Source organism: Ornithinicoccus halotolerans (genome assembly GCF_009602535.1).
GTDB lineage: Bacteria > Actinomycetota > Actinomycetes > Actinomycetales > Dermatophilaceae > Ornithinicoccus > Ornithinicoccus halotolerans.
This window is the reverse complement of the sequence record NZ_WIQI01000023.1, coordinates 1-14595: the sequence shown is the minus strand read 5'-3', so window position 1 is coordinate 14595 and position 14595 is coordinate 1. Positions and strand designations below refer to the sequence as shown.

Annotated in this window: 5 protein-coding genes; 3 read left to right on the top strand and 2 right to left on the bottom strand. The window is 71.2% G+C overall.

The genetic code is table 11. From position 1 onward, the window contains the following. Positions 1 to 137 precede the first annotated feature (137 nt). Positions 138 to 2423 (bottom strand): helix-turn-helix transcriptional regulator, encoded by a 2286-nt coding sequence (locus tag GFJ45_RS06540; protein ID WP_194288545.1) that lies wholly within the window; start codon positions 2421 to 2423, stop codon positions 138 to 140. Positions 2424 to 2666: 243 nt separating this feature from the next. On the opposite strand from GFJ45_RS06540, the gene GFJ45_RS06535 reads away from it, so the two are divergent. After that, a complete protein-coding gene (locus GFJ45_RS06535) occupies positions 2667 to 11534 on the top strand; it encodes a SpvB/TcaC N-terminal domain-containing protein (protein ID WP_153395385.1) in 8868 nt (2955 codons plus the stop codon). Positions 11535 to 11570: 36 nt separating this feature from the next. On the opposite strand, the gene GFJ45_RS06530 is transcribed toward GFJ45_RS06535, so the two are convergent. Next, positions 11571 to 12185, bottom strand: a complete 615-nt coding sequence (locus tag GFJ45_RS06530) for a malonic semialdehyde reductase (RefSeq protein ID WP_153395383.1) — start codon at positions 12183 to 12185, stop codon at positions 11571 to 11573. A gap of 180 nt (positions 12186 to 12365) precedes the next feature. Between GFJ45_RS06530 and thrS the strand changes: the two genes are divergently transcribed. Continuing rightward, complete coding sequence (thrS, locus tag GFJ45_RS06525; RefSeq protein WP_153395381.1) at positions 12366 to 14351, top strand: threonine--tRNA ligase; 1986 nt, start codon at positions 12366 to 12368, stop codon at positions 14349 to 14351. 54 nt (positions 14352 to 14405) lie between these two features. Beyond that, on the top strand, positions 14406 to 14595 hold a 190-nt coding region (locus tag GFJ45_RS06520; RefSeq protein WP_153395379.1), incomplete at its 3' end, for a hypothetical protein.

Genomic DNA, 14595 nt, shown 5'->3' with positions numbered 1-14595 from the left:
CGGGCGCCGCTCAGTCAGTCGCGAGCATAGCCAGCGGGCGTCGCGTGGGCCATGTCCAGCGCTCTCCGGAGAGCGACATGGTCTGGCCGGGCGGCAGCGACCTGCGCTGCAGTGGCTGGCGGATTCGCAGCCCCGGGCTAGCGCTGCGAGGGCTGGGAGTGCCGCAGGTGCCAGGCCACTGCCTGGGCGCGGCTCCGCACGCCCAGCTTGCGGTAGATGCTCGAGGTGTGGTGCATGACCGTCTTGACCGCGATGCCGAGCGCGCAGGAGATCTCCTTGTTCGTGCCGCCGGCCGCCAGACTGCTCAGGACCTCCTCCTCCCGGGCCGTCAACGGCTCGGCCAGCTGGTCGCTCAGCGGCCGCCCGGCACCCGGTGGGCGGGCCGAGGTGGCAGCCAGCGCCCGGGCGTAGCCGATCGCCTCCTCGGTCGCCCGGATAGGTGGCAGCGAGGACCCGGCCGCGAACGCCTCGTCGAACCGGTGCCCGAGCCGGTCACGCAGCGTCGACCTGGAGTGCTGGTAGGACCGCACCGTCGTGGGCGGCATGCTGGGCAGGGTGACCGGCAGGTGCGGGGCCGCCATCCCATGGAGCTTGGCGGCCTGCTCGGCGTCACCGTGGGCCTCGGCGACCAGCGACAGGCAGACCAGCGCGATGCCCACCCGGCCCGAGGCGCCGGCCGACCGGGCGGCGACCAGCGCGTCGTAGGCGTGGCCGGCGGCGCGGGAGGGGTCACCCTCGTTGAGGGCCAGGACGGAGGCGACCGGACGCAGCCAGGCCAGCACCCGCCCGTCGCCCAGCTCGCGGGCGAGGTCGACGAGGTCCTCCGCGCCCAACCGTGGCTCCTGGACCTCGCCGCACGAGGGGATCGCCAGCAGTGACCCCGCCGGTACGAGCACGAGGGCGGGGTCGTCGAGGTGGCGGGCGCGGTCATAGGCCGACGAGGTGAACCGCGCCGCTTCGGCGAGATCACCGCGCTGATGGGCCAGCATCCCGGTCCAGGACTCGAAGCGGGACAGGGCCGCCTCGTCGCCCAGCTCGCGGGCCAGCGTGAGGCCTTCCGCGCACAGCGGCTCGATCGCCTCACGGTGGTGCATCACCCGGGACACCAGCACCGCCAGGGCCAGCACGCGCAGCAGCGTGTCCCCACCCACCTGCCGGGCCACGACCACCGCTTCGTCGATGGCCGGCAGCAGGGCGTGCACCTCGTCCTCCCGGTGGGCCACCTCAGCGGCCAGCAAGCACCGCCAGGCCAGCAGCTCGGCGCGCTGCGCCGCGGGGACGGATCCCGACGTGGCGAGCCGGAGGACCCGGTCGGCCATCGCCCGGTGCGTCAGCTGCGGACCCCGGCTGAGCCAGGAAGGGGCCATGCCGAGGATCAGGGACGTGGCACTCGCCGCGTCGTGCGCCTCCAGCGCCCGGGCCAGGGCCACGGTCAGGTCGGTCTCGACCGGCTGGACGCACTGCAGCGCCGCGGTGGGTCGCCCGGCCGCATCCAGTCGCGCCGCCGACGCAGCCACGGCAACGGCCCACCGGTCGTGTCGGACGGTCAGCTCGTCCAGCAGCTGTGACCCCTGCTCGGCCAGCCGCCGGGCAGCGTGCTCGCGGACCAGGGGGTGCAGCGAGAAGTGGCTGCTGCCGTAGCGGTGGCTGGTCTTGACCAGGTGGGCGTCGACGAGTGCGGAGATGCCCTCGACGACGTCGTCGCCACGGCAGACCCGCTCGATCGCCTCGACCGGCACAGCGCCCTCGAAGATGGCGAGCTCGTGCAGCCGCTTGGCCTGCGAGGGGCGCAGCAGTGACTCACTCCAGGCGATCGCCCCGAACAGGTCCGGGTCGGCGCTGGCGCGGTCCGGTGGTCTGCCGAGGACGCTGCTGGCGGGTGAACGGTCCAGCAGCGCCTCGAGCGTGCTCGGCGAGAACGCCGCCACCCGGGCGGCGGCCAGCTCGATCGCCAGCGGCAGGCCGCCCAGGCGCGCGCAGATCCGCGCGATGTGCGGCAGCTGCTCGGGTCGGCCGACGTCCTGGATCCCCGCGGCGGTCCCCACGTCGACGAACAGCTGCACGGCGGGGTGGGTCGCCAGCACCTCCGGCGGCGCGGACGGATCCGGGTCGGGGAACGGCTCCACCCGCACGACGTACTCCTGCGCCAGGCGGAACCTGGTCCGGCTGGTCACCAGCAACCGCAGGTCGGGGCGTTCGGCCAGCGCGCCTGCCAGGATGGTCGGTGCGTCCTCCAGCCGGTGCGCGTCGTCGATGAGGACCAGGCCGGGAGGGGCAGCGGTCACCGCCTCGCCGAGCAGCCCGTGCCCCTCCAGCGCCCCCGTGTCCAGCACGGTCACCGCTGCCAGGTCGGACCTCACCACGGCGAGGACGTCCTGGGCGAGCCGCGACTTGCCGACCCCCGGGAGACCGGTGAGGGTCACCATGCGTCCTTCGTGCTCGCGCACCTGCCGGGAACTGTGCGCGACGAGTTCTCGGCGTCCTCGCAGGGGCGCATAGACCGACACGGTCGCAGTATGGCAACGCCCGACCCGCCCCGGCTAGGACCCGGATGACAGCCCTATAGGGCATTTGCCCGATGTGCGCCACCGCTGGGAGGTGATGAGATCCCGCCAACCGCCTCCACGCAGGACAGTCCCAGGGGGCGGAAGACCTAGGAGTACCCGATGGACCGTCGCCGTCTCGCCCTCGGATCCGCCCTCGCCGTGGCACTCGTGATCCAGCCGCTGATGCCGATCGCTGGGGGAGAGCCCCTCGACGGGCTCGACGGAGCCACCCTGGGGCGGGAACCGGCCATGACCCCCGAGCAGCTCGGGGACGGGACGGTCGACGGGCTGCAGTACGCCGACCCGGTGGAAGGCCTGTCCTTGGTGTCACCGCCGGAGGCGTCCACCAGCGGCGCAGCCGAGCTGGGCTACCCGTTGCTGCTGCCACCCGGGCGCGGGATCACCCCGGAGCTGGCGCTGACCTATGACTCCGGCGGCGACAACGGCTGGGTCGGGCTCGGCTGGGACCTGTCGGTGGGCGAGATCGCCGTGGACACCAGCTTCGGCGCACCACACTTCGACGCGGGCTTGGAGAGCGAGTCCTACACCATCGACGGCGAGCCCCTCGTGCCCAACGCCCTGGGGGAGACCTGGGAGCAGCGCGTCCGGGGGGACCGGGAGGACTACACCCGGCAGGTGGAGAACGACTACGAGCGCATCATCCGCCGGGAGGTGGGGCGCGGCGGCCCCAAGAACTACTTCTGGGAGGTCCACGACAAGCAGGGCAACGTGCGCTGGTACGGCGGCTACCCCGACACCGGCGGGCCGTCCGGCAGTCCCCTCCGCGACGGCGACGGGCAGCCGATGACGATCGACCGCTCCGCCATCGTCTACGACGAGCGCGGTAACGCCGTGCGGTGGCTGCTGTCCGCCGAGCGGGACGTGGGCGTCAACCTGATCCGCTACCACTACGACACGGTGCAGTACGCGGACACCCGCACCGGGTGGCAGGAGGACAGCTCCTGTGACGCGAGCGAGAACGTGTGCGGCCGGCACACCTTCCTGAGCCGGATCGACTACACCGAGGGCGCGCAGGCGTCCGGCGCACCCGGCGACGCGGCCTACCAGGTCCACCTGCTGCGCCAGTCCCACTCCAGCCTCGGGCTGCCGGCCGCCGACCGCACCCGAAGCGATCCGGTGGTCGACGCCAGCGGTGGCTACGTCGACGTCCTGGTGGAGCGGCTCGGCCGGGTGGAGGTCCGCTACGGGCCTCGGGAGCCCGACGGGTCCCGTACCCACGACGAGGTCTCGGTGCGCTACGACCTCGGGTACGAGAGCAGCCCGTTCGGGAAGTCGCTGCTGCACACGGTCACCCAGAGCGGCGGCACCGACGAAACGGCGGTGCACACCTTCGACTACCACCAGGAGGTCCTCGAGGACGGCAGCTTCACCGGCTTCGAGACCAGCGCCCGGACCTGGGACACCGGGGAGAGCTCTGACATCCCGACCAAGGTGCTGCTGCCGTCCGAGCCCGACGTGGACGTCGGGGCGCTGGGGTACTCCGAGAGCCACTCAGGGGAGGGCCACGGCTACCTCGGGTTCAACCCCGGCATCCCGCAGAAAGTCGGCTCGTTCGGCGCTTCGCTGCAGATCGGGGGCGGCACCACCACCTCCCACGCCGAATGGCTCGACATCAACGGCGACTCGCTGCCGGACAAGGTCTTCCGCCAGGGAAACCAGGTCAAGTACCGGCTCAACACCTCCGGCCCAAGCCTGCCCTCCGGGCAGAGCGCCACGTTCGGTGAGGCGCAGCCGGTCGGCAACCTGACCGGTCTCGGCTCCGAGAGCAGCGTGGAGTTCCAGGGCGCGCTCGAGGCACACTTCGGGGTCACCGCGGCGTTCGGACTGGGCGCCGAGGTCTCCTGGGGCGACAGCTACTTCACCGACGTCAACGGCGACGGGCTGCCTGACTTCGTCTCCGGAGGCGACACCCTCTTCAACCGGCTGGAGGACGGGGTGCCCACGTTCTCCTCGGGCAGCGGCGGCACGTTCGTGCCGCTCCCGGCCAACAGCGTCACCCCGGACGTCAACACCGACCAGCTTGCCGAGATCCAGGCGGACCTGGCCGAGAAGTCACCGCTGGTGGACACCGTCCGGCGCTGGACCGCCCCGTTCACGGGCACGGTCACCATCGACGCACCGGTGACGCTGGAACCGGTCACGGGTGCCTCGGTCGACGGTGTGCGGGTCGCCATCCAGCACAACGGTGAGGAGCGGCACCACGGGATGCTCACCAGCTCGGGCGAGTCGACCTTCCTGGACCCGGTGGAGGTCAAGGTCGACGCCGGGGACCGGCTCTACTTCCGGGTCGGCTCGGTGAACAATGGCGCCAACGACGAGGTCACCTGGGCGCCGGTCATCAGCTACACCGCGGTCGACGGAGAGGACGTCGACGACGTGCCCACCGACGGCAACGGCCTGTCGCAGCTGGTCTACTCGGCTGCCGAGGACTTCACCCTGTCCGGCCGTCCGGAGACCCAGGTCGTCCTCCCCTTCGACGGGCAGGTGCGGTTCACCGCGCAGATCACCAAGACCGCGGCCACCACCGACGACCTGCAGCTGGTGCTGGAGCACAACGGAACGGCAGTCCCTGGCTCGGAGATCACCATCGACGCCGACTTCGTCGGCACCAAGCCGGTGCAGGTGGACTTCCCCGTCCAGGGGCCGACCATGCCCGACCCGGACGATCCTGGAGCCGCCGTACCCCCGCCGGACACGGTCCACGCGCGGCTGGCCGTCGACAGCCCGATCGACCTGACGGCCATCGACTGGCAGCCGGCGCTGTTCTACCTGTCGGCCACCGGTCCCTCGGGCGATCCGGTCGACGTGGGCACGCCCGCCGAGCCCAATGTCGAGATCAGCCTTGCCCCGGAGATCGACCAGTACCCCCAGCGGTCGAGCACCGGTGTGTCCCGCCCGTGGAAGCCGACGAGCGGCAGCTACGACATCGTGCTCGACTTCACCCGCTCCACCGACAACCCGGGCGGCACGGCGGTGCTGTCGGTCAAGGACGCCGACGGAGTCGTCAAGCAGGTGGACGTCGATGTCCCCTCCGGCGCCGGCGACCACCGGTTCCGCGCCGAGGACATCAGCCTGAACGAGGACAACCGCTACTGGCTCGAGCTCACGATGCGCGACCCCGACCTGTCCGACCTGGTGACACTGACCAAGGCCGCCCTGCGACCCGCCGACGAGAGCACCGACGAGCACGACGTCGAGCTGTACGGGCTCGACGAGAACGATGTCCCGAAGCCGGACAACGTGCTCGTGGTGCGCTGGAGTGGCCGTCAGGGCATCTTCCCGCTCGGTTACCGCGGCTGGGCCCTAGCCGGCTACACGGCCAACGGTTCGCTGGCCACCGAGAGCATCAAGGAGGACGCGTTCGTGATCGACACCGACGCGCTCCAGGCGCGCGGGAAGTCCGAGCCGTCCGGTTTCGAGGACGTCGAGGCGGACCCGCCCGCGCCCGACCCCTCGATCGCGTTCCTCCCGGTGACCGAACCGATCGTGCTGGAGAACCAGCCGGAGCCGTTCGCCGACCCGTACTGGCGCGGCAGCCGTGAGAACATCGCCGGCACCGGTGAGCGGATGCGCTCCTCCCGGTACGGCTCGGACAGCGTGTCCATCGGCGCCTCGCCCGGAGGCTCCGGCCGCGCGGTGACGCGGGTGTCGGTGACCGGCCCGTCGGCATCGCTGGCGTTCGGACTCGGACCGCTCGGCGGCTCCTTCGGGGTGGGCCCGAGCTTCGGCCTGGTCGACTACGAGGACATGAACGGTGACGGCTACCCCGACGTGGTCACCCCGGGCTCGGTGCACTACACCACCCAGCGCGGTACCTACCGGCAGAGCGCCACCAGCTTCTCGGACGGCATGGACGTCACCAACCAGGACCTGACCTTCTCGGTCAGCGGCGGGCTGACCTCCGGGCTGGTCGACATCAAGGGCAACACCAAAGGCAAGAGCAACGCCACCCAGGGCTCCTCCGACGGCAAGGGTGGCGACGCCAACGACTCCGGCGGCGGCATGGGCATCGGGGTGGAGGTCAACGCCTCCTGGACCAGCCCCAACGACTCCGGGCCGTCACAGTCCGCACTGGTCGACGACGTCCCGGCCGACCCTGCCGACGAGTACGGCAGCGAGATTTCGCAGGCCATGGACAGCGACCCCGACACGCCGATCTCCCAGGAGCTCGCCGACGTCAACGGTGACGGGCTACCGGACCGCGTCACCACCGACCCCGAGGGAGTGTGGGTCCGCTACAACCTGGGCTACGGCTTCACCCCCGAGGCCCGCAAGCTCAGCGTGGGCGGGTTCGAGGCGATGGAGTCCTATGCCGGCGCCACCTCGCTGGGCTTCTCCACCCCCTGGGCCGAGTTCTCCGGCGGGGTGGCGATGAACTGGAACGCCGACCTGGCCCGCTACACCTGGAGTGACGTCAACGGCGACGGCATCCTGGACCAGGTGCACAAGCGCGGCAAGGGCAGCTCGCCCGTGGTCGCCTTCGGCACCGGTAGTGGCCTCCTTCCGCCGGTGGACTACGGAGACATGGAGAGCTCGGCGCCGGTGTTCGGTGTCAGCACCGGGCCGAACGCCTCCTTCGACCGCAGCACCGGGCTGGGCGGCGGTTTCGACTTCACCGTGTACGTCGGACCGCTGTGCATCGCGGCCTGTTACCTGGTGATCAACCCCGGTGCGAGCTACCAGAACTCGGTCAGCTCCACGGAGGTCGACCTGCAGGACGTCAACGGAGACGGGTACGCCGACTCCGTCTCCACGACCGAGGACAGCAGCCTGCAGGTACGGCTGAACACCCACGGCAAGACGCACCTGCTCGCCTCGGTGGAGAACCCGCTGGGCGGCACCATCGAGCTGGACTACCAGCGCGACGGCAACACCGTGGAGCACCCGGACTCGGTGTGGACCCTCGACACGGTGCGCGTCGACGACGGTCGCACCGGCGACGGCCCCGACGTGCTGCGGACCGACTTCGACTACAGCGGCCTGAAGTACGACCGGGTGCACCGGCAGTCGTTGGGGTACGCCGAGATCCGCGAGCACGAGGTGGACGCCGCCACGGGCACCGCGATCCGGACCACGACCCGGTCGTTCCTCAACGACAACGTGTTCGTGGCCGGCCTGGAGACCGGCGCGATCGTCACCGACGCCGTCACGGGGGAGAACCTGCGGGGCGCCACCATGGAGTGGGGTTTCCGTGACGCCCGGGTGGCCCCGGCCGACCTGCACGCGCCGGTCGATCCCGTGCCTGCCAGCCTGCTCACCGGGCTCACCGGTGTGGAGTCGCTCGGCCGCTCGATCGCACCGCTGCTGCTGGCCAGCGGCGAGCAGTTCTACGACGGGCCCGACGTCGGGCAGGAACGCACCGTCCGCTTCCGCTACGACGGGCTGGGCAACGTGGTGCGGCAGGCCGACCAGGCCGAGGACGACGACCCCACCGACGACCTGGTGGCCGAGATCGCCTACAGCACCTGCCTGACGTCGTCCTCGGCCTCGCTGGGGTGCCCGGACGAGCCGGACGACCCGGCCCACGCCTCGCCGCTGTGGTCGGTGAACAGCTGCCCGACCTGGGTGAGCCTGCCGGCGTCGATCACCGTCAGCAACGGCCGCTCCGGAGCCGACAGGGTGGTCTACCGGGAACGCAGCGGAGCCACCGACCTGTGCGACAACTCGACCCCGACCCGGCTCGAGGAGCGGATCGACGAGTCGACCGTGGCAGTGACCGAGCTGGCCTACGACGCCTACGGCAGCTACGACCGGATCGTCTACCCCGAGGGCAGCGACGGCAGCCGCTACGCCGTCAGGTACACCTACGACGCCGACCGGAACACCGACGTCGCCGAGGTCACCGAGTACGACTTCGACGACGCGGGAGCCACCGCCTTCCTCGAGGACGGTTCGGTCGCCGGCGCCCTGCGCACCGGCCTGACCTCCTCGGCGACGTACGAGCCGCTGTCGGGTCGCCCCGCCTCGCGGACCGACGCCAACGGCACGACGGTGGAGTACACCTACGACGCGTTCGGCCGGATCACCTCGATCGGCAGCCCGTTGCCGGAGGACAACGCGCCGCTGGTGACCTTCGAGTACCACCCCAGCGCGTCGGCGTACGGCTATGCCGTCGCCCGGCACTACGACCGGTTCAACGCGGGCGACACCATCGACACCGTCTCCTTCGTCGACGGCATCGGCCGGGTCACCCAGACCAAGCGCGACGCCCGGCTGTTCACCGGCTCGGAGCAGCCCGCGGTCGACGGCCGGATCGTCAGCGGCGCGGTCGTGTACGACGAGCTGGGACGTGAGGTGGAGCAGTACCGCCCGATCGCCGACAGCACGCCGTTGACCACGTTCGAGCCCGGGCGCTCGGATCAGGTCACCACCACCGAGTACGACCTGTGGGACGCACCGAACGTGGTGACCGAGCCGGGCGACCGGGTGACCCAGATCGCCTACGAGTACGCCGACCTGGACGGGGTGACGGTCTACGCCACGACCACGACCGACCCCCGTGGCCGGGCCAGGACCAGCTGGACGGACATGCACGACCGCGTGCTGGCCCTGGACGACCAGCCGGAAGGCGAGTCCGCCTCCCGGTCGCGGTACCACTACAACGGCATGGGTGAGCTGCTGAGCTTCACCGACAGCGCCGGCGAGGTCACCACGCACGCCTACGACATGCTGGGGCGGCGGACGGCGTCCACCACGCCGGACGGCGGCCTGGTGGAGATGGGCTACGACGCCGAGGGCAAGCTGGTCAGCCGCGTCACCCCGAACCTGCGCGCCGCTGGGCAGGCCACCACGTACGCCTACGAGCTGGGCAACCTGGTGGGCATCGACCACCCGGGCAGCACCCCGGACGTGAGCTACACCTACGGCGGGCCAGGCGCGCCAGGGTACGGCGCCGGTCGGGTCGTGCGCTCCGAGGACGGCGCTCGCATCCAGGAGCTGTCCTACGACGCCGCCGGCGCCTTGGTCGAGCAGACCGCCGAGCTCAAGCTGCACCACTGGGACCCAGCGGGAGACACCGCGCCCTTCCGGTTCACCACCCAGTGGACCTATGACGGGCTGGGCCGGGTGGGCTCGCTGACCTACCCGGACGGCGAGGTGGTGACCTACGACTACGACGCCGGCGGGCAGGTGGTCAGCGTCCTCGGCGAGGAGGAGGGCTACGAGGAGGTCGTGGTCGGCCACGACGAGGAGGGCAACCCGATCACCGAGCAGCAGCCGCGCACCTGGCAGTACCCGTACGTGCTGGACCGTCAGTACGACGAGTACCTCCAGCGGCGCTGGACCGAGCTGGGCAACGAGGCCACCACGGAGTGGACCTTCGACGCCGACACCAGGTGGTTGGAGCGGGTCCACACCCTGTCGCCCAACCGCAACACCAGCGACCCGGCCTACCAGGAGATCCAGGACCTGAACTACACCTACGACGTCGTGGGCAACCCGGTGAGCTACGCCAACGAGCTGCCCCCGCCGACGCCCAGCCTGTTCGGCGGGCCGGCGCGGCACAGCTACGACTACGACCCCTGGGACCGGCTGGTCTCCGCCACGGGGGAGTGGGAGCAGGCCGACAAGAAGCTGCGCCACTACGAGTTCGCGCTGTCCTACGACAAGCACGGCAACGTGGTGTCCAAGGAGCAGACCGACGCCATCACCAACGGCAAGAAGGACCTGGTGCAGAAGGACACCAGCTACTCCTTCGACCGCCGCTACCAGGAGACGGCGCCGCACCAGGCGACGTCGGTGGGCCGGGACACCTACCACTACGACGCCAACGGCAACCTGCTCGGGCTCAAGGACCACCGCGGCAGGTGGATCCGCCGGATGGAGTGGGACGCCACCGACCGGATGACGCTCGCCGACGACATCTCGAACAGCACCACCTACCGGTACGACGACACCGGTCAGCTGGCGATCGAGCGGGGCCCGAACGGGGAGACGGCGTTCGTCAACCCGTGGGTGACCATCCGCAACCGCAACGAGATGTTCAAGCACGTGTGGGCCGGTGAGGACCGGGTCGCCACCCAGCGGGACGACGGCAAGATCGAGGAGGTCAAGCGCTACTTCCTGCACAAGGACCTGCAGGGCAGCACCTCGGTCGTCAGCGACGCGCTGGGTGACACGTTCCAACGGCACGAGTACTTCCCGACCGGTGAGGTGTGGGTGGACGAGTCCAGCACCGTCTTCCGCACTCCGTACCAGTACGGCGGGTCCTACGTGGACGAGCGGCGCGACCTCAGCAACTTCGGCGCCCGCTGGTATGACCCCGCCCGGGAGATGATGTACGCGCCCGACCCGGTCCTGGTGGCCGACCCGTCCGCCGTCGTCGACCAGCCTGGCCTGCGCGCGGCATACGGCTATGCCGGAGCGAACCCGGTGAGCAACATCGACCCGAGTGGGCTGCAGTTCATCTTCACGCAGGCGCAGGCCGAGCGAGCCAAGGCCAGGGACAAGGTGGTGCGCGACACGCTGGCCGAGACACCCAAGATGGCGGCGGCCCTGGCCGACTCGATGGACTCCCGGCTGCCGCGCTCCTTCCTGCGGCTCGGGCTGGACATCAAGCGCGCCGACCGGCTGCAGAAGTTCGCCGACCGGTTCGACGCCAAGCCGTTCGTCGAGATCGACCTCAGCGCGGGCACCGTCAAGCTGAGCCTCGGCATCGGCAAGCGGCTCAAGATCGGCGGCGACGCCAGCCCCGCCACCGGACAGGACGGCGGGGCGGCGCCGGCCACGGCGCCGAACGCGACGAGCAGCCCACCACCGGCCGTGGGAGGCAACACCGCCCAGGCCCCGGCCGCCCCGGCAGCACCGCCGGGCAAGACCCAGTCGGTGTCCGCCCGGGCCAGCGGGGCCGGCACCGCGAGTGCTGGGCAGGCCAACCCGCCGCCGACCCGACCGACCAAGCCGTTGCCCACGCCACCGGCCAAGACGACGGCCTCCGGCGACCCGGGCACCGCCAGGAGCGGCCAGTAGCCAGCCGGGCACCGAGCGCTCCGGCGCGGCGAAGGCTCAGACGGTGGTGACGACCTCGTCGTAGTCGAGCCGGGGCAGCCGGTGCGCCCAGGCGTCCTCGGCGGGGTAGCCGATGTTGACGACGACCAGGGCACGCTGGCGGTTGGGGTCCAGGAACTCGCGGGTGACGCCGTCGGTGTCGAAGCCGGTCATCGGCCCGGCGGCCAGCCCCGCGGCGCGCACACCGAGGATGAAGTAGCCCACCTGCAGCGCGGCGTTGAGCTCACCGGCCCGGCAGCGGAAGTCGTCGTCGGCGGCGAACATGTCCTTGGCGGCGGGGACGTGCGGGAAGGTGCGCGGCAGCTCCTCGTGGAACTCGGTGTCCACGGCCAGCACGGCCACGGCCGGGGCGGAGCCGGTCTTGGCCCGGTTCCCCTCGGCCAGGTGCGGCAGCAGCCGCTCCCTGGCCTCCCCGGACTGCACCAGCACCACGCGCAGCGGCTGGATGTTCATCGAGGTGGGCGCCCACTTCACCAGGTCGTAGATGGCCTGCAGCTGCTCCTCGGCCACCGGCTCGTCGGTGAAGGCGTTCGCCGTGCGCGCCTCGCGGAACAGCAGGTCCTGGGCCTCCGGGTCGAGGGCGAGCAGGTCAGCGGTACGGGGCTCGGTCATTGCGCTCATGGTCAGTTGAACCGGCAACCAGTTTCCCCCATTCCAGGAGGAGCGTGTCAGATGAGCCACACCAGCGCCGTGCTGAATTGCGTCGAGGCGGCCGGACCAGGGGCTATACGATCGATGAGGAACCCCACCGGCTCCGCCGGAGCCACACCCCGACCCCGTGGAGGAGCGCCCGTGCCCGCCCAGATCAGCGTGACCGTCGCCGGCAGCGAGCGATCGGTGGAGGCGGGGACCACGGCGGGCGCGCTGTTCGACGGCGACCGGGCGGTGGTCGTCGCCCGCGTGGACGGCGAGCTGCGGGACCTGTCGCACCCGCTCGACGGCGGTGAGCGGGTCGAGCCGGTCACCGTCGACTCCGAGGACGGGCTCGCGGTGCTGCGGCACTCGACCGCCCACGTGCTGGCCCAGGCGGTCCAGCAGACCTTCCCCGAGGCCCGGCTGGGCATCGGCCCGCCGGTGCGAGACGGCTTCTTCTACGACTTCGACACCGCCGAGCCGTTCACCCCCGAGGACCTGAAGCGGCTCGAGAAGGTGATGCAGCGCATCATCAACTCCGGGCAGACCTTCCACCGCCGTGAGGTGTCTGACGACGACGCCCGGACCGAGCTCGCCGAGGAGCCCTACAAGCTGGAGCTCATCGGCCTCAAGGGCGGCTCCGCCGAGGACGCGGCCGAGGGCGCCGGTGCCGAGGTGGGCGGCTCGCAGCTGACCATCTACGACAACCGGGACCGGGACGGCCAGACCGTGTGGAGCGACCTGTGCCGGGGCCCGCACCTGCCCGACACCCGCATCATCGGCAACGCGTTCAAGCTGATGCGCAGCGCGGCCGCCTACTGGCGTGGCAGCGAGAAGAACCCCCAGCTGCAGCGCGTCTACGGCACCGCCTGGCCGTCCAAGGCCGAGCTGAAGGCCTACCTGGACCGGCTGGCCGAGGCGGAGCGGCGCGACCACCGCCGGCTGGGCACCGAGCTGGACCTGTACTCCTTCCCCGAGGAGCTGGGCGCGGGTCTGCCGGTGTTCCACCCCCGGGGTGGGGTCATCAAGCGGGTGATGGAGGACTACTCCCGGCAGCGGCACCTGGAGGAGGGCTTCGAGTACGTCGGCACCCCGCACGTGGCCCGCGAGGCGCTGTTCCACACCTCGGGGCACCTGCCCTACTACGAGGACACCATGTTCCCGCCGATGACCGAGGACGAGCAGCGCTACTTCCTCAAGGCGATGAACTGCCCGATGCACAACCTCATCTACCGGTCCCGGCAGCGCTCCTACCGCGACCTGCCGCTGCGGCTGTTCGAGTTCGGGCACGTCTACCGCTACGAGAAGTCCGGCGTCGTCCACGGCCTCACCCGCGTCCGCGGGCTGGAGATGGATGACTCCCACTCCTATGTCACCCGGGAGCAGGCCCCGGCCGAGATCAAGCACCTGCTGACCTTCGTGCTCTCGCTGCTGCGCGAGTTCGGCCTGGAGGACTTCTACCTGGAGCTGTCCACCCGCGACGAGAGCAGCGACAAGCAGGCCAAGTTCATCGGCAGCGACGAGGACTGGGCGGTCGCGACCGAGACGCTGGCCCAGGTAGCGGCCGAGTCCGGCCTGGACCTGGTGCCCGACCCCGGCGGCGCGGCCTACTACGGGCCGAAGATCTCGGTGCAGGCCCGCGACGCCATCGGCCGCACCTGGCAGATGTCGACCATCCAGTACGACTTCAACCAGCCGGAGCGGTTCGGGCTCGAGTACCAGGCCGCCGACGGCTCCCGGCAGCGCCCGGTGATGATCCACTCGGCCAAGTTCGGCTCGATCGAGCGGTTTCTCGGCGTGCTCGTGGAGCACTACGCCGGTGCCTTCCCGCCCTGGCTGGCGCCGGTGCAGGTTGTCGCGATCCCGGTCGCGGACCCGTTCAACGACTACCTGGAGGAGGTCGCCGGGCGGTTGCGGGCCGAGGGGGTGCGGGTGGAGGTGGACACCTCCGACGACCGGTTCCCCAAGAAGATCCGGACCGCGCAGAAGCAGAAGGTGCCGTTCATGCTCATCGCCGGCGAGGAGGACCGGTCAGCCGGGGCGGTCTCGTTCCGCTACCGCGACGGCTCCCAGCGCAACGGTGTCCCGGTCGGGGAGGCGGTCCAGCAGGTCGTCACCGCGGTCCGGGACCGGGTCCAGGTCTGACCCGGCGGAGGGCGGCGGATCCCGTGCGGGCCCGGTCGGTGACGGAGTAGGGGCGTGGAGACGCGGGTGCGGCGGCTGACCGAGCGGGAGGCGCTCCTGCTCGGCGCGCTCCGGCTGCAGGCGCTGCGCGCCCGCGGGGAGTCCCCCGCGGCCGGGATGGTCGACCGGCTGGCCCGGCAGGTGGGGGCGGAGCGCGTCCAGCGCGGCGCGGACCACGTCATTGCCGCGGCCGATCGTGAAGACG